The organism is Plantactinospora sp. B6F1, assembly GCF_040120695.1.
Lineage (GTDB): Bacteria > Actinomycetota > Actinomycetes > Mycobacteriales > Micromonosporaceae > Plantactinospora.
In genome coordinates this window covers 159,234-175,556 of the sequence record NZ_JBEEAC010000008.1, presented here as the reverse complement: position 1 = coordinate 175,556, position 16,323 = coordinate 159,234, and the positions used below count along the sequence as shown (strand labels likewise).

The window sequence follows — 16,323 nt, the reverse complement described above, 5'->3', positions numbered from 1 at the left end:
CTTTCTGGTGTAGAAGGGGCCCTTCCTGACACCCCGTCCGCGCACGGGTGGGTAAGTCGGCCGGCCGGGGCTGGGTGGATCACCCGTGATTCCATAGGGGATATGGACAGTGGCGTAGCGGCGACGGCGTACCTGGTGAACGAATCGCGGGCCCGGCTCCCGGACCTGGCCGGGGATCCGACGGCCATGCACTGGATTCCCGAGCCGGAGCGCCCGACCGTACGCGGGCTGTGGGACGAGTACGCCGAGGCGGTGTACCCGTACGACGACCTCGTCGTCTCGCTGCGCGGCCGGTTGATCCGGGACACCCTGGCCCGGCGGCTGGAGCGGGACCCGGCCACGGTGCTGGTGGTGTGCGGGGCCGGCTTCTCGGCGTACCCGTGGCTGCTGCCGGTCAGCGCCGCGCTGGAGGTGGACCTGCCGGAGATGGTGGCGGCGAAGCGCCGACGGGCCGGTGAACTGACCGCCGCGGGGCTGCTCGACGAGCGCGACGTGACCCACCTCGGGGTGGATCTCGACGATCCCGACGCCCGCCGGGACCTCCTGACCTACGCCCGGGACTGGGCGGCCGGGCGGCCGGTCGCGTACGTCGCCGAGGGTCTGGTCTTCTACCTCTCGGAGCGGTCCGCCCGGGAGGTCATCGGGTTGGGGCGGGCCCTGGGTGCCGGACTCGACCTGGTCAGCTACTGGCCGGCCGACACAGCGGACAATGCGGTGCTGGCGGCGCAACGCGCCTGGTTCCGGACCCGGAACGTCCCGGACGACGCCAGCTATCTGACCATGGGCGAGATCTCCGGGATCCTCGGCCGGCCGGTGACCAACCACAGCCCGGAGGACGTGCAGCGTCGGTACCTCGGCGAGGTGCGGGTGCCGGAGGCGAAGCTGGTGCCCGAGCATGTGGCGGTGGCCGGGGCGTGACCGACGTGCTGCACGTGCAGACCCGGGCGTACCCGCTGCACTACGCCTCGCTGAACCTGTCGCTGACCTCGTTCGTGGTGCCGGAGCGGGGCGAGGTGCGCCTCGTACCCGGCACCCTCGGTTCGCTCGCCTACAATCCCGACCGGACTGTCGAGGTCGACCTGACCGACCTGATCCGGCCGGCGGTGACGCTGCCCGGGATCACGATCGTCCGCTGTCACGCCCGGGCACTCGCCGCCGGCGCCGTCCTGGTGAGCTACCTGCTGCGGCATGCGCGGGACCTGAGCGACCTCGACGCGCAGGGCTTGGCCGACCTGGACGCCGAGGTGAACGGGGCGCTGCGCAAGGCGGACGCGCCGATCCTGGCGGAGGTGCTGGCCGCCGCCGTCGAGGCCGGGCTCTTCGAGCGGCTGGTGCTACCGCCGGATCTCAACGAGACGCGGGACTGGACGTCGATCGACCCCCGCTCGGTCCGGTACAACTGTCACTTCGTCCTGCCCCGTCCAGGGTGGAGTCCCGACTCGCGGGTGCCGGATCTGGTCATGGGGCCCCGGTGCCGGATCCTGCTTCCGTACACCTATGCCTGGGACGCCGACGCGTCCGGGGACGATCTCGGCGCCCTGCTGACCATGTTGGAGCCGGCCGACATCGCGGTCGCCCAGCAGTCCATCCTGGTCGACGCGATCGTCGGCGGCCGGCGCATCCTGGGCGGGTTGGCCCGGGCCACCACCCCGCTCGGGCTGGAGGGCGTGACGTTCCGGCGTTTCCTGGACGCGGTCTGGACCGACTACTACCAGCTCGACGCGTACCGGGTCGAGTCCGGTCAGGGGCATCGGGCCACCTATCTCGCCGCTCGGGACATCATCGGGCTGGACGGGACCCACGAGCGGGCGGAGCGGCTGCTCAACCACGTCGGGGCCTCGCTGCTGTCGGAGTCGTCGGTGCGGTCCGCGCAGCTGGACGGCCGGCTCAACCGGGTTGCGGCGGCGCTCGCCGTCGTCGCGTCCGCGTCGTTCCTGGTCGACCTCGCGGGCTTCCTCATCCCGGAGGCGGGCCTCGGGATGCGGGTCGCGACGGCCACCGGGGTGATCCTGCTCGGTGCCGGCGTGCTGGGCGCGACGATCCTCTCGGTACGGCAGCGCCGTGGTGGGTCACCGCTGGCCGTACGGCAGGGTCGTGGGCGGCGGCACTGAGGCAGCCCGGCACCCGCGTCGTGGACCACCTCCGCGTCAGGTGAAAGGAGGGGCCCTTCCTATCGCCTTCTGGATAGGAAGGGCCCCCTGCTAACCGCCCAACCTCCTCAGCGGTTGTTGGCGCAGTAGCCCACGCTGAAGGTGCTGGCGCCCGGCTTGAGGGTCCGATTCCAGGCATCGCCACGGATCCGGTAGGTGCCGTCGTCCTGGAGCTGCCGTGCGAAGTTCCAGGCCGTGTAGATCTGGCCGCCGAGCTCGACGTAGCCGTACCAGTCGACGGGCTTGTCGGTCCTGTTCGTGGCGACGACGGTCGCGCAGTAGCCGCCGCCCTCGTCCGAGTCCCACTGGGTGAAGTTCTCGACCACGAGATCGACGTTGCCGTCGGCCGGGCCGACCAACCGACCCACTCCCCAACGCGAGGTGGTCTGGTAGCCGGTGCCCAACTGGTCGGCCCAGTTCCGGATCGCGGTACGGCTGCCGCCGGTGGCGTCGTTGACCTGGAAGTCCAACCCGTGGAACGTGCCGAGGCCGCCGTACTCCAGCAGGCTGATCGCCGCCTCGACGGTGTACCCGGTGTCGGTGCGGACCGCCGCGCTGGTCAGCCGGCCCCGCTGGAACGCCTCGTCACCGGTGCCGAACGAGACGCCGTTCTCCGCGTTGATCCGGATCTGGGTGTCGTCGTAGCGGTAGGGGCCGTTCTTGACGTTGCCACCGTCGACGTAGATCTCCACCGAGTCCCGGGTCCAGGGGTCCGAGCCGGAGACGTCCACGACCGGGTCGGCGACCTCGGCGAGCACGTAGAGCGTCTGGTCCCGCCACAGGGTACGGACCGTGGCGATCGCGCCGTCCGTGCCCGAGACCGCCTTGGCGGTCGTGACCGCGCGGGCGTCGGCCCAGGCGGTGTCCACCGCGCCGTCGACCACCGGCGCCGTACGGGCCTGGGTGACCTCCAGGTACGACAGCTCCTCGACCAGGGCCAGGGTGCCCATCGCGCCCGGGGCGTTCCAGACGGCCGTACGACCGTCGTTGCCGACCCGGACGTCCAGGGTGGCCGTGTCGCCCTCGGCCGCGTCGGTCAGCGGCAGGTGGGCGACGATGTCGTAGCCACCGCTGCGCTCCTTCGCCACGGCGGGCACGTTCCCGGTGCCGTTCCGGGCCACCGTGTAGGTCTGGTCACCGAGCACGAAGCTGACCTGGTCGCCGGCCGAGGCGGCGGGGTCGGAGACGGTGACGAATGCCGTCAGATGGTCCGGAGCCCAGCGCAGCTGGAACTTCGCCAGGTCCTCCACCGGGTGCAGCGGAAGCTTGCGCCAGGTCAGGTCGGAGGTGGCGGTGCCGGAGAGGGCGACGTCGCCGGCGAAGACGTTCGCGGTACGCAGCCGGGCCGGAAGCTCGCCGTCCACCGCGCCGTGGTACGCGGGCTTGGCCCGGAGGTTGTCGTCGAAGACGAGCGGGGCACCGTTGCCGACCCGCCAGGACCGGCCGTCGGTGAGGCCCCACACGGTGACCACGAACAGGTCGTCCGCGTACGCCCGGAAGATCCGGAACGCGTCCCGGAAGTAGTAGCCCTGCTCGATCAGGTTCGCACTCGTCACCGGGGTCCCCGTGGTGACGTCGAACTCGGTGACGGCCTGGATGACCGGCAGGTCCCCGAACGCGGCCAGCGCTGCCCCGAGGCTGGCGGTCGGGGTGGCCAGGGAGACGTGGAACTGGTGGCCCACCCCGTCGACCGGTACCCCGCGCGCGATCAGCCGCTGCACCAGCGCCCTGTACCGGCCCTGCTTGCCGCTCTGCTCGGTGTTGTAGTCGTTGATGAACAGGGTGACCGGGTCGGTGCCGGCGACCGCGTGGACGTCGTTGAACGCCTCGTCCGCGTACTCGAACGCGAGGTCGATGAACTCCTCGCCCAGGATCCGGTACCACTCGCTGCGGCGCAGGCCGTCGCTGAACTCGCCGCTGTCGGCGACGACCTCGTTGACCACGTCGAAGGCCCGCAGCGGGTTGGTGGCGGAGCCGAACGGACCGTACCGGTCACTCAGCGACTCGGCGACGGCGAAGACGTGTGTACGCAGCCGGTCGCGGAGGACCTGCTGGTGGGCGGCTGACGTGCTGAGCGGGTCGCCGGCCTCGTCCTGGAAGAACCAGGCCGGGGTCTGGCTGTGCCAGACGAGTACGTGACCGTAGAGGCCCAGGTTGTTGGCCCGGGCGAAGTCCATCAGGGCGATCGCCTGGTCGTGCGGGCGGAAGCTGCGCTCCTCGTCGTACCACGCCTCCGGTTTCATGTGGTTCTCCGGCGTGATGTTGTTGAAGTGCCGGGTCAGCAGTTGGGCGGCGGCGCCCACCGTCTCGCGGCTGTCGATTGCGACGCCGATCGGGAAGTCGGTCGTCTCGTGGATCGGCGTGAGATCCTCGATGACCGGCGGCTCCGGCACGCGTACCACGACGTCGTCGACGAGGAAGTCGCTGGTGTTTCCGGTCTCGCCGTCCTGCCACCGGGACTCGAAGTAGAGCAGCGCGCTGTCGGCCGCCGGCATCGTGAAGCTCGCGGTCACCTCGGTCCAGCCGGTGTTCGTGATCCCGTCGAACTGGGCGAGGGTGCTGAACGACTGGCTGTCGCCGCTCGTACTGGCCAGGCTGAGCCAGATCTGGTCGGTCGGCTGTCCCTCGGCGAACCGCAGCCACGCGCTGAACTCGTAGGTCACGCCGGTCTCGAATACCGTGCTCACGTCGCGGCCGATGCCGGCGCCCTGGTTCACCCGATTGCTGACCAGGGCCGCGGCCTCGCCGCCGTGCGCGACGTCGGTCAGCGCGACCGTAGGGGCGCCCGGTCCGCCGTCCCGCGGCCCCCAACCGTCGAGCCCGTCCTCGAAGTCGGTGTCGATCACGAGCGTGCCGGGTTCCGGCCCGCCGCCGCCATCCGGGGTGGTGATGCTGATGTCGTCCAGCAGGTACGGGGTGGTCCCCTCGGCCTCGACGTAGAGGGTGGCCGCGGCCAGGCCCGCCGGCATGGTGTAGCTGCCGCCGATCCGTACCCAGTTCTCCGCGGTGGTGGAGACGTTGTCGCCGACCCAGGTGTAGGTGTTGTCACCGCCGCCGGCCGGGGTGGCCTCCACGGTGAAGTGGACGCCCGCCGGCCCGGTGGTACCGGCCGGAAGTTTCGCCCATGCGCTGATAATGTACGTCGCGCCAGGCTCGAATCTCGCGGCCGCGTCGATCGCCGCGCCCTGCCAGTTCGCGGTACGGTCGGTGACCGAAAGGCTGTTCGCGCTCTCGTGTCCCTCCGCCGTTATCCCGAGCGTGACGGCTCCGCGCGGTCCCCACGGGGCGTAGGAACCCGATTCGAAATCGTTGGCCAGGACGACCCGGTCCGCAGCCTGGGCGGGGGCGGCGAGCGCGACCGATCCGGCCATGCTCAGCAGTAATGATGTGACAAAAGCGGTCATTTTCCGAGATGGTTTTGCCGGTCTACATCCGATGCGCATCAAGGGCTCCTACCCGGGCGGGACGACGCGACGGCGATATTTCCGAATCGCTGTCACGAATCCAGTCGCGCGAATGTTAGCCGCGTGACGCGGGCTAGTCGAGATACCCTGTCCGACCGGGCGATACCTCTCGCCCGGACGGTCAGGTGACCGAAAGTTTCGGTGACCCGGCTGCCGAGTTTTCGGAGCCGGGCCGTGGTCGAGGGCGGCAAGGGCCAACGGCGCCAGCCGAAAGCCGGCCGGTGCCAGGCCCGGCGGGTGCCCGCCGGCCCGTGGCAGCAGCGGGCGCGGGAGTGGCAGGTACGCCGCGGAGCCTACCGGGCACTCCGTGGTAGCTTCGATCCCAGCGTCGCGTGCCGGTGGCAGACCGTGTCAGGCATGGAGGCGCCGGACCGAAGGGATCACGACGATGTGTGTCGTCCCTTCGCCCTCCACCTGTGGGTGAGGGCGAGCAGACCAGGCTGGTGGCCTGGAGTTCGGAGTTGCGCCGCGTCCACGGAAGGCTCCGCGACGCGCTGCGCATCGTCCGGGAGGCCGTGGCCGACGGCGCGCCGGCAGAGCCGGCGACCAGAGACCTGTTGCTCTTCTGTCACGGGTTCTGCGCGGCACTGACCACACACCACGAGGGCGAGGACCGGGACCTGTTTCCGGCGATCGCCGAGCAGCATCCCGAGCTGGGGGAGACGCTGCGCCGCCTGCGGCAGGACCACTCGATGATCGGGTACCTGCTGTCCGGCCTCCAGTCGGCGGTGGCTCGGGGCGCTCCACCGTCCGAGCTGGACCGGCACCTGGAGGGCGTGGCGGCCATCATGGAGTCCCACTTCCGGTACGAGGAACGCCAGCTCCTGACGGTGCTGGAGACCCTGGCGCTGGACGCGGATCCGGACACCGCGCTCGGACCGTTGTGACTGCCGGACCCAGGTAGCGCGCAGGCCTGACCGATGAAGAGCCGCTCACGGTCGGACCTCTTCGGCGGGGGTAATCGTTTCCCGGGGCGGGTCCGTTCCTTCCGGATGGCGACCGACCGTACCGCCCAGGTAGAACGGCAACTGCTCCAGCGAGCCTCCCATGGACCGGCGGATCGCGTTCAGCAGAGCCAGGTGCGCCACCGCCGCCGGACGCGATGCCTCGGTCAGACCCTCTTCGTCGACCGGATCCGTAACAGGATCCCGTGCCGCCACCGTGCCGAGGAAGACGCCGACGGCGTTGCCGAACGAAGAGATCGCCCGCGCCACGCTCAGCGGAGCGACCAGGCTGGCGGAGGTGAGCGAGACGCTCCAGGCGGCCCAGTCGACATCGACCGGCGTACGGGCCAGGTGCCCGCGCCGCAGCGCCATCATGAACCGGGCGTACTGCGAGAACAGCTCCTCGTACGCACTCAGTTGCTTGTCGCGCAGCCAATGCCGCTCCTGCACCCGACGGGTGACCAGACCGCCCACGAGAACGCCGAGCGTCGCCGAGAGCGCGCCGCCGAGCGTCGTAATGATCACCGTCACCGTGTCCACGGACAAGAGCTTGGCATCGATGCACGGAGGAAGCCAGGTCGCCGGGCATTCCGTCGCAACGGACCAGTCGACGCAACGGGTCGAGCCCCTGATGGCCGGTAATGTGCTGAGGCCATTGTTTGGGAAGCGATCCGGCGCGTGACTCCGGCACCCGCGATCCAGCAGCTTGGCGACCAACCGGCTCATCCGTTCGCTCGCGGCGAGCGAGATGGACGATGTCTGCTTCGGCGTGTCGCCGACCGCGGACCGCGTCGCGGTGCCGGCTGGCCGGCTCCGGCTCAGACGACTCGGGGACTGTTCGAGAGAGTCGAGACGTGCGGCCCCGCTGCTGCCTTCCGCTGCCGTCGCACCGCTCGCTACTTGCGCTCCGCCACGAATACGCCGACGCCCTCAAGCGTCTCGGTCAGCCCGGTCGCCCGAAGGATCATCATGGCCTTGCCGACCACGGTCTCCGAGACGCCGTAGTCCTTGCAGAGCTGCGACCGGCTGGGCAGCTTCGTGCCTGGCGGCCACTCTCCTGACTCGATCTTCTGACGGAGCTCGTCCGCGAGCACCTGGTACTGCTGCTTGGGCCTACACACTCCCCGGACGCTGCGACTGTCGACTCGGCACCGACCGTGCCGATCCCGACTGCCCGAAGTGTGCCGGCTCCGGCCGCAGCCCGTCACTGCTGCGCTGCTTCACCTGCCGGGGCACCCGCCGACTCCCTGCGAGGCGGCGATCGCGATCACCGATCTCGCCGGCCGGGTCGTGCACCTGAGTTGGCGCAACGACGCATCCGGCTGGCGGACCGGCCGACGGGTGCCGGCGCCGCACGTGGCAACCCACCCCGGCGGCAAACCGCTACACCAACTCCCCGAACAGTTCCGGCTCGCCGGCTGGGCCGACCATTTCGGCGTACGCCCGGAGGACCTGGTCGAACTCGACGGCGGCGGCAGTCTCGACCACGATCTCCGGGACGGCACCGTCACCCTGCACCGGCCCGACGCCGATCCGCTGACCGAGTATCTGCGCTGGGCCGCCCGGGGCCAACCCGGCGGCCGGCTCTTCGTGCTGGCCCGCCGGCCCGACGCGCCGCCCCTGGCCGACCTGGTCCGGCTCGTCCTCGGGCTGCGCCTCACGGTCACGATCACCCTCACCGACCACGTCCGCAACACCGGCGACCTGCGCCTCATCCAGGGCGAGAGCTGGGACGAGCGCGCCGATCCCCGCCCGCGCTGGAGGCACTCGCGGGCACGGCCGAGATCGCCGAGCCGGCGGTAGCAGCCAGCCAGGTTGAGGTGCAGCGACGGATGCAGGCCCGCCACCGACATCGGCACGCCGGCCGGCGCGCCCCGGGCATCGGTGAGCGAGTCCGCCGCCGCCAGCGCGGGTTCGTCCCAGACCAACTCCTGGTGGACGTCGTGTGCTGCTGATGCCGCCCCGATGGCCAGGGGCTCAGCCGCCGGCGAGGCTGGCCCGGATGTTGGCGGCGCTGACCTGGCTCTCGTCGGTGTGTTCGGCGCCAAGCTCGGTCAGGATATCCAGGGCCAGTTGCCAGTGCTGGCGGGCCAGGTCCTCGCGGCCGCCGTCGCGGTGGGCGCGGGCCAGGCCGTCGTGGGCGCGGGCCTGATCGGCCGGCTGTGCCAGCTTCGTCGCCAGCTCGAGGGCCTGTTCGTGGTTGCTCAGGGCGAGGTCCGGGCGGCCGATGGTCTGGTGCAGGCGGCCCAGGCCCTGCAATGCCTCGAACTGCCAGTTGCCGCTGCCGATCTCACGGGCCAGGTCGAGTGCCTGCCGGTAGGTGTCGGTGGCCTGGTCGTAGTGCTCATGGAACCGGTAGGTGTGGCCGAGGCCGATCAGCGCCGTCAGCCGCCCACTGCGGTTGCCTATCGCCTGGGCGATCTCCAGCGCCTGCTGGTAGTGGCTGGCGGCCTCCGGGAAGTGGCCCTGCAACCGTAGGGCATGCCCGAGGCCGTTGAGCGCGTTGAGCTTTCCGTTGCGGCTGCCGACCGCCTGCGCGAGCTGGATCGCCCGCTCGTAGTGGTCGGCGGCCTCCCGGTAGCGGCCCTGCAACCGGTGGACATGGCCCAGACCGTTGACCGCGTTCAGCTCCCCGCCGCGGTCTCCGACAGCCCGCGCGACCTGGATCGCCCGTCTGAAATTGTCGGCGGACAGGTCGTGGCGGCCCTGTATCCGGCGAGTCTCGCCCAGGCGGTTGAGCGCGTCGAGTTCTCCGTTGCGGTCGCCGATGACCTCGGCGATGCGCAGCGCTCGCTGGAAGTGGCTGACCGCCTGCTCGTGACCACCCCGCGCCCGGTGCGTGGCCCCCAGGCCGAGCAGGGCGTGCAGCTCACCGGCACGGTCGCCGATATTCCCGGCCATGCCCAGTGCCTGGCGGTAGTGATCGGTGGCCTGCTGGTCGTAGTCCTGCATCCGGTAGAGGTGGCCCAGACAGATCAACACGTCGAGTTCGGCCGCCGGCCGGTCCAGCCGGTGGGCAAGCTGCTGAGCGCGCCGGTGCAGCGCCTCGGCCTCGCGGTAGTGGCCGCGAATGAACAGGTGCGGGTGCAACTGGGCCGACAGCTGCAAGAGGTGTTCGGGCCACTCGTATTCGGTGGCGTGCTCGGCTGCGGCGAGCAGGTTCGCCAGTTCGGTGTCCAGCCATCGGGCGGCCTGATCCGGGCCGAGAAACTCCGGTGCCGGACCGGGAAACCTCGGTGCCGGACCGGGAAACCTCGATGCCGGGCCGGAAGACTTTGATGCCGGGCGGGGAAACGACCCCGCTGGCCCGCTGACCGGCGCGCCGTCCCGGCCGGGTGGCCGCGCATGTGGATAGGCGACCCGCACGGCCACGGTGGCGGTGTGCCGATAGAAGTCCAGCAGCCGCCCGAGCGCCTCCCGCCGGACCTGGGCCGAATCGGTCGTGGCGGCAAGCGTCGCGGCGTGGGCGCGGATCAGGTCGTGCATCCGGTAGCGGCGATAGGCGGACTCCTCGATCAGGTGGTCGGCGTGCAGCCGGTCCAGCTGCGCCAGCGCGTCCCGCAGCGACATGTTGGCCAGGGCGGCGGCCGCGTACGGGTCGACCTCGGTGCCCGGATGCACGCTCAGCAAGCGGAAAAACCGCTGCCCGTCCGGCGTGAGCTGCTGGTAGGACACGTCGAAGACGTCGGCGACGGTGCGGCTCTCGGCGGAGAGGGTCAACGGGCCGCCGCCAACCGACTGACGTACCTCCTTGATCAACTCCTCGATGGACCAGGTCGGGTGCCGCACGTACAGGCTGGCCATGATCGAGATCGCCAGCGGCAGGTGCCCGCAGAGCCGCACCAGCTCGGCCACCGCCCGGCGGTCGGGAGCGGCGCGCGGGGCCAGGCGGAGGAACATCGTGACCGCCTCCTCCGTGGAGAGCAGATCGAGCCCGATCGGGACCGCGGTGGGCAGGTCGGCCAGGCTGCGCCGCGAGGTGACCAGGACGAGGCCCTCGGCGCAGCCGGGCAGCAGCGGGGCGACCTGGCGGCTGCTGGCGGCATTGTCCAGGATCAGCAGCAGCCGCTTGCCGGCCATCCGATCCCGCCACAACGATGCCCGGCCGTCCAGGGTCTCCGGCACGAGGCGAGGGTCCAATCCGTCGGCGACCAGCAACTGGGCCAGCGCCTCCTCGGGCGGCACCGGCGCCTGTCCGGGCGTGTGGGCGCGCAGGTCGATGAAGAGCTGACGGTCGCCGAACCGGTCGGTCAGCCGGTGCGCGACATGCACCGCCAGGGTTGTCTTGCCGATGCCCGGCATGCCGTCGATCGCGTGGATGGCGATCACGCCGCCGGCCAGGGCGGCGTCGGCGACCGCGGCGGTGATCTGCGCCAGCTCCTTGTCCCGGCCCACGAAGACCGCCTGGTCGATCGGCAGCGTACGCCGCACCGGTTGCGGGGTACCGTCCGGCGGTGGGGCCGGGCGCGGCGTTCCCGCGGCGATGCGCCGCCGGGCTGCCAGCCACCGGTCCACCTCGTCCTGGTCGCCGCCGCAGACGCGCACCAGCGCCACGACCAGGTCCTCGCGGGGCAGCACGTCGCGGCTGAACACCGCCGCCATCGTGCTGCGCGGCAGCGCCTGTCCGGCGGTCGCGGCCTGGCGCTCCAGGCGCCGAAGGCCCATCCCGGACCAGCTTTTCAGCCGCCGCAGCGCGGTCACGAACTCGGCGGCCGTGTCCGCCGCGCCGGGATCCGGCCGGCCGTCCCCGTTCGTCAGCTGGCCGTCCCCGTTCGTCAGCTGGCGGTCGCCGGTCACCGGTTGGCCGTTCCCGGTCACCGGCCGGCCGCTCCCGTTTGGCGGCTGGCCGTCGCCGTTCACCGGCTGGCGCTCGCCGTTGCGCAGCTGGCTCATCCCGACCCCGGCCCTATCGATGAATCCGCATGTATGCGAACTGTACCGGCTGGGCGCCTGCCGGCCCGGGACAGTCCCGCACCGCAGGACCCCTCGCCTCCGGCCGCTGGCTGGCCCGATTCTGAGCCCACCAGGCGCTGGGTTCAACCAAAGGAGGAGCGCATGTTGAAACATCGATCCCGGGTGGGCACGCTGGCGCTGTCCGCGCTGCTCGTGGTGGTCTGCGGCCAGGCCGCGCCAGCGGGCGCGGCCGAGGAGATGGCCGTGGACGAGTCGCGCATCGACGCGCTGGCGCGGTCGGTGGCCCAGGAACGCGCCACGTTCGCCGGGATGAGCATCGACGATGATGGCACCATCGTCGTGCGCTACGCCGGCAGCGCCGGCCGGGCCGCCGCCCGGGCGAGACTGGCCGCACACACCGGCGTCACGGCCGGCGGCGGCAAGCGCAGCAAGGTACGCCTCGTCGAGGTCGCGCGCAGCACCGAGCAACTCGACGCGGTACGCGAACAGATCAAGACGGACACCACGCTGAAGCCGGTCATCTCCCGGTACTCCATGGACGTGGAGCGCAACGTCGTGTCCGTCGGCGTCACCGAGATCACCCCGCAGGTCGCCCGAGCGGTCAGGGACCGGTTCGGCGCCCGGGTCGAACTGCATGTGGCGGCCCGCGCGCAGCGGCTGGGGCGGACCAACGACACGCAGCCGTGGGACGGAGGCATCCTCATCCACAGCTCGTTGGGCGGTGGGTGTACGGGCGGCTACGTCGTGCGCTCCCTGAGCGTGTTCAATCCGGTCAGGCAACTGGTGACCGCCGGGCACTGCGGACCGACCGGCACCGTCTGGCGCAACGGGAACACCCCGGTGGGTACGACGGCGCACAGCGAGTGGACCGACCATGGGTACGACTACGCGCGCATCGGCGGGAGCGCGTATACCGCGCGCACCTACACGGGCTCGGTCAACAGCAACACCACGGAGGCGATCGGCGGCAGCGACCTGCCGATCCTCGGCAAGCGGTACTGCACCAACGGGGCCGTGACGGGTGAGGTCTGCTGGGGCACCGTTATCGACCGGGACGCATGTGCGGTGTTCAGGGACGGCGTCACCACCTGCCACCTGGACGCGCTCCGTCCCGACAACCGGAAGGTGATGGCGACAGAGGGCGACAGCGGCGGCGCGGTGATCAAGCGTGTCGGCGGCAAAGTGCTGATCGCCGGCATCATCGTCGGCGCCGACATCCTGAACAACGACGTGTACTTCCACGCCCACGACACGCTGTTCCCCGCGCCGTCCAGCAACTGGGTGGTGGACATCTCCGCGTAACGGGCTCCGCGCGGAAATCGTGGCCCGGCGGCAGTGCCGCTGCCGGGCCACGATGCCACGCTCACGCACCGGGTCATCGCGTCCACCGAACCCGAGCAGGACCCGGACGAGCCGCAACCAACCACCAGTTCGCCCACTGCTCCTGGTCGATCTCGCCGATCAACAGGAACGGCCTGGCAGTTTCGTCGTGCTTCTGCACGATATTCGCTGCCGTGATGATCCCGGTGATCGTGCCGTCGAAATCCCGGACGAAGACGAATCCTCCCGCCGCAGGTCGGCGATCGCGTCGAGCAGGTGCGCGTCGTAGTCGAACACCCCGGCGGCGTGATCATCCTGCTCAGGGGTGTGTCCGGGGCGGCGTAACGAGAGCGAGTCGGTTCGGCGGTCGGCGGAGGAGGCGTACCAGGACGCCAGTAGGTGACATAGGCCGAGAACAGCTTGCTGTCATCCCGCACGATCAGCATGTTCTGCGCGTGCTTCGCCTGGTTGGCGTCCAGGTTCGTCGAGGTCTGCAGCACCAGCTTGGTGTCGCCCTTTGTGATCGCGATGAACTTGTTGTGCATTGCTCCCCGGAACGCGCCGCAGGCCGAGCAGTGCGGAAAGAGACCGGGATCTCCGAATCCAGACGGGCTTTGCCCTCGAGAGATCCTTGCATGTCAAGATCGACGTCCACAAACGGCAATCGATGCCACCGCATCGAGGCGGCGACGGTGCCGCCGCTGCTCCGGATCGGGCTGGTGGTCAGCTCGACGGCGTCAGGCCGCGCCGGATGTCGGTGGCGGTGGCGCCGTAAAGGTCGGGCCGGTTCACCCCGAGCTGGCCGACCACCTTGCGCGCGGCGGCGACGTCCTGCTGCAACCGGGTGAGGGCGTCCGCCACCTTGGTCTCGTCCTCGACGAACTTTTCGTTCTGCTTGGTCAACGCCCGCTGTACCGCGATCGCCACCTGCTGCGCGGTGGCGCCGCCGAGCTCGACGGGCTCCTTGTCGCTGCCGACCTCCAGCCCCTGGGCCAACGTGCTGGTCGAGATGATCACCGCACCGATCCAGGCGGCGATGCCGCCCGTGGTGGCGATGAGGGTGCCGGTGGCGATGCCGACCAGTGTGCTCCAGACGTAGCTCTTGGCGGACTTGCCGCCCGCTCCGAGATCTCCCAGCGCGGCGATCGCCTTGTCCAGCAGGTCGAGGATGGCCTTCCGCTGAGCGATCTTGCTGATCTTGTTGGCCTCCAGCAGTTCCTTGGAGATCCGGGCCGCTGCGGCCTGGCATGCCTGCCCGTTCTCCAACGGTGCGACGAAGTTGGCGATGAAGGTCTGCTGGAACGAGCCTGTCCAGTGATTCTCCATCTGGTCGCGGACGGTCTGCAGCCCGGTGAGCCCGAGATCACGGTTGCCCAGCTTCCCGGACTCGGTCGCTGCCCCGCCGAACATTTCGGCGATCTTTCCGAGGTTGTCGGTGGCAACGTTGGCCTCGTCCGGGTCAGGCGCCAGATAGCCCTCGAAGGTGGGGACGACCCAGGCGTAGTGTTCGTGCTCGATCGCGTGCTGCCACTCCCGGATCTCCGCCTCGGTGATCAGCCGCTCGCTGTTCGGCAGCCCGGGGCCTTCACTGATGATGACGGAGAAACCGCCGGAGGTGACGGTCAACGCCGGCCTGTCCGGATTGGCCTTGTTGTATTCCTGCAGGAGCGCGTCGAGGTAGGAGTTCATGTCCTGGAGGGTCTGCCGGACGAACTCCTGACGCAGCTTCTCCGCCTTCTGGGTCAGGGCTGGCACGAAGTTCGCGTTCGTGTACTCGGACGGTGTGTCGGCGTTACCCACAAGTCTTCGGCCCCTCCGTGAACAACCGCTTCAATTGCCGCATGTTCAATTGCCGCATGTCGTGCGCCAGTTGGCCCCGGGATCGGCCTCGTCTGTCGGTCAGGAGGTGCCTGGTGGCCCCTCGACCGGGATCGGCGTGCCCGGATCGTCCTCGGATCCCGGTGCCGGTGGGGCGACGGCGGGATCGGTGGAGTTCCGGTACGGGTCCGCGAGGATGCTCTTCAACTCGCCGGCCGCATGCGCGTCGGACGCCTCGTACGCCAGCCGCGCCTGCCGGACCGCGGCGGCACCGTCCATCACCACGCCGCCGATCTCGGCGTACATTTCCTGCAACTCGTCTCGCAGCGTGTTCCACATCGTGAGGGCGAAGGTCAGCCCGGCAGCACCGCTCGCCCCCGCGACCAGACGATTCGCGTCGTAGTAGGCGTCCGCGATGCGCGGCAGCAGGGCCTCGGAGACCCGCCACAAGGCGTACAGGTCGCCACCGGTGACATCTTCCGGCACCACCATCACCCCCGTCGATGATCAGCCAAGCTCTATGGCAACAGCGCTACGAGCCGTTCCTCGTTCATGCTCGGCGGCGGCGTGACACCACCACTGCCATCACCGTGACCGCGAGGGCCACGATGATCGTAAGTGCGATCGCCAGCACCCACCATTGTCGCCACCATTCACCGTCGCCGATCGAATCCTCACCCGACAGTCCGGGAAAATCCAGCCGGTAGATTTTGTTCTGGCGGGTATCGGCGAGATAGCCGACCCGGTCGTCCACCATCGTCAGTGGTCCCACGATCGACGGGTCGGTCAGCAGAGTCTCCACCCTGCCGTCCGGGTAGAAGCGGTACAGGCCCTCGTCGCTCGACAGGTACCCGGCGTTGCCGGTCGCGGCCACGTGCAGGTTGCCACGCCAGGCACCGGCCGGTATCGAGGCGCCCTGGGAATCGGAGTAGGACCATGCGTCGTCACCGTCCCGGACCACCGCGCGCATCCGCGTGCCCGACAGGCCGTACAGCAGGGTACTTGCCACCCACCGGTCGCCCCCGGGGCCGGCCGCGGTCGAGATCGGTGCGTAGGGAAAGGTGAACGAACTGGCCTCACCACCCGCCACCAGCCCGACGTCGCCACTGCCGATGAGGGTGTCGATGAGACCGTCAGCCCCGATCCGGCGGACCCGGTAGTTCCGCAGGTCGCCGAAGACCACGGCGCCGTCGCTTCCGACGTCGATGCCGGTGACGTCGCGAAGCTGGGCCTCGACCGCCGGTCCTCCGTCACCGGCGAATCCGGCACCGTTACCGCCCGCCACCAGGGTGACGTCCCCTGCTTTCGACAGCGAGAGGATGCGGGCGTTTCCGCCGTCGCCGATGTAGACGGCTCCGGTCGCAGCAACTCCCAGGCTGGCCGGATTGCGCAGTATGACCTCAGATCCGGGAACCGTGGCCCCCGCCGGCACGGGTGTCTCCGGCGACTCCTGCCCCGATCGCCCCCGGCCCGCGACGGTGCTGATCATGCCGTCGGTGGATATCGCTCTGACGACCCAGTTCTCCGTGTCGGCCACGTATACGACCCCGTCCGGCCCGACCGCTATCCCGCCAGGACCGTTCAGCGCCGCTGCGGCGGCGGGGCCGCCGTCGCCGGAATAGCCCGCCTCGCCGCTGCCGGCGTAGAGCGTCGCCGTCGCGGCGTCGGCCAGGGCCGGCGCGGGCGCGGGCGCGCTGATCATTGCCGCCGCGA

Annotated in this window: 12 protein-coding genes; 5 read left to right on the top strand and 7 right to left on the bottom strand. The window is 70.3% G+C overall.

What is annotated here, in order from left to right; all coding sequences use genetic code 11:
* Window positions 1–102: 102 nt before the first annotated feature.
* Together ABNF97_RS13975 and ABNF97_RS13970 are read left to right on the top strand one after the other, a co-directional pair.
* Complete coding sequence (locus tag ABNF97_RS13975; RefSeq protein ID WP_130464438.1) at window positions 103–918, top strand: class I SAM-dependent methyltransferase; 816 nt, start codon at window positions 103–105, stop codon at window positions 916–918.
* Window positions 915–2,111, top strand: coding sequence for a hypothetical protein (locus ABNF97_RS13970; protein WP_130464437.1), 1,197 nt, complete (start codon window positions 915–917; stop codon window positions 2,109–2,111). Before ABNF97_RS13975 ends, ABNF97_RS13970 begins: the two co-directional genes overlap by 4 nt.
* A 107-nt stretch (window positions 2,112–2,218) precedes the next feature.
* Here the strand turns inward: ABNF97_RS13970 and ABNF97_RS13965 are convergent, their stop codons facing one another.
* The gene (locus ABNF97_RS13965; protein ID WP_349338770.1) at window positions 2,219–5,554 is read right to left on the bottom strand and encodes an endo-1,4-beta-xylanase; all 3,336 of its coding nucleotides are present in this window, start codon (window positions 5,552–5,554) and stop codon (window positions 2,219–2,221) included.
* Between the two features lie 476 nt (window positions 5,555–6,030).
* On the opposite strand from ABNF97_RS13965, the gene ABNF97_RS13960 reads away from it, so the two are divergent.
* The gene (locus ABNF97_RS13960; RefSeq protein ID WP_130464435.1) at window positions 6,031–6,501 is read left to right on the top strand and encodes a hemerythrin domain-containing protein; all 471 of its coding nucleotides are present in this window, start codon (window positions 6,031–6,033) and stop codon (window positions 6,499–6,501) included.
* Window positions 6,502–6,546: 45 nt separating this feature from the next.
* Here the strand turns inward: ABNF97_RS13960 and ABNF97_RS13955 are convergent, their stop codons facing one another.
* Both ABNF97_RS13955 and ABNF97_RS13950 read right to left on the bottom strand, forming a co-directional pair.
* The gene (locus ABNF97_RS13955; protein WP_349338769.1) at window positions 6,547–7,275 is read right to left on the bottom strand and encodes a hypothetical protein; all 729 of its coding nucleotides are present in this window, start codon (window positions 7,273–7,275) and stop codon (window positions 6,547–6,549) included.
* Between the two features lie 179 nt (window positions 7,276–7,454).
* Window positions 7,455–7,679, bottom strand: coding sequence for a GntR family transcriptional regulator (locus tag ABNF97_RS13950; protein WP_349338768.1), 225 nt, complete (start codon window positions 7,677–7,679; stop codon window positions 7,455–7,457).
* A 58-nt stretch (window positions 7,680–7,737) separates the two neighbouring features.
* On the opposite strand from ABNF97_RS13950, the gene ABNF97_RS13945 reads away from it, so the two are divergent.
* A complete protein-coding gene (locus ABNF97_RS13945; RefSeq protein WP_349338767.1) occupies window positions 7,738–8,361 on the top strand; it encodes a hypothetical protein in 624 nt (207 codons plus the stop codon).
* A 174-nt stretch (window positions 8,362–8,535) separates the two neighbouring features.
* On the opposite strand, the gene ABNF97_RS13940 is transcribed toward ABNF97_RS13945, so the two are convergent.
* Complete coding sequence (locus ABNF97_RS13940) at window positions 8,536–11,451, bottom strand: ATP-binding protein (RefSeq protein ID WP_349338766.1); 2,916 nt, start codon at window positions 11,449–11,451, stop codon at window positions 8,536–8,538.
* Window positions 11,452–11,613: 162 nt separating this feature from the next.
* Between ABNF97_RS13940 and ABNF97_RS13935 the strand changes: the two genes are divergently transcribed.
* Entirely contained in the window at window positions 11,614–12,774 is a 1,161-nt protein-coding gene (locus ABNF97_RS13935) for a chymotrypsin family serine protease (protein ID WP_130464431.1), read from the top strand.
* Between the two features lie 741 nt (window positions 12,775–13,515).
* On the opposite strand, the gene ABNF97_RS13930 is transcribed toward ABNF97_RS13935, so the two are convergent.
* The 3 genes from ABNF97_RS13930 to ABNF97_RS13920 form a co-directional block, all read right to left on the bottom strand.
* On the bottom strand, window positions 13,516–14,547 hold the full coding sequence (locus ABNF97_RS13930) for a hypothetical protein (RefSeq protein ID WP_130464430.1): 1,032 nt from the start codon (window positions 14,545–14,547) through the stop codon (window positions 13,516–13,518).
* A gap of 144 nt (window positions 14,548–14,691) precedes the next feature.
* A complete protein-coding gene (locus tag ABNF97_RS13925) occupies window positions 14,692–15,096 on the bottom strand; it encodes a hypothetical protein (RefSeq protein WP_349338765.1) in 405 nt (134 codons plus the stop codon).
* 64 nt (window positions 15,097–15,160) lie between these two features.
* Window positions 15,161–16,312, bottom strand: a complete 1,152-nt coding sequence (locus ABNF97_RS13920; protein WP_165436836.1) for an NHL domain-containing protein — start codon at window positions 16,310–16,312, stop codon at window positions 15,161–15,163.
* Window positions 16,313–16,323: the final 11 nt, after the last annotated feature.

What these genes read in the sequence shown, in the direction of transcription:
- ABNF97_RS13920 (WP_165436836.1), bottom strand. Translation starts at nt 16,312, where the DNA reads ATGATCAGCGCGCCCGCGCCCGCGCCGGCCCTGGCCGACGCCGCGACG.
- ABNF97_RS13965 (WP_349338770.1), bottom strand. Translation starts at nt 5,554, where the DNA reads ATGACCGCTTTTGTCACATCATTACTGCTGAGCATGGCCGGATCGGTC.
- ABNF97_RS13975 (WP_130464438.1), top strand. Translation starts at nt 103, where the DNA reads ATGGACAGTGGCGTAGCGGCGACGGCGTACCTGGTGAACGAATCGCGG.
- ABNF97_RS13935 (WP_130464431.1), top strand. Translation starts at nt 11,614, where the DNA reads ATGTTGAAACATCGATCCCGGGTGGGCACGCTGGCGCTGTCCGCGCTG.
- ABNF97_RS13940 (WP_349338766.1), bottom strand. Translation starts at nt 11,451, where the DNA reads ATGAGCCAGCTGCGCAACGGCGAGCGCCAGCCGGTGAACGGCGACGGC.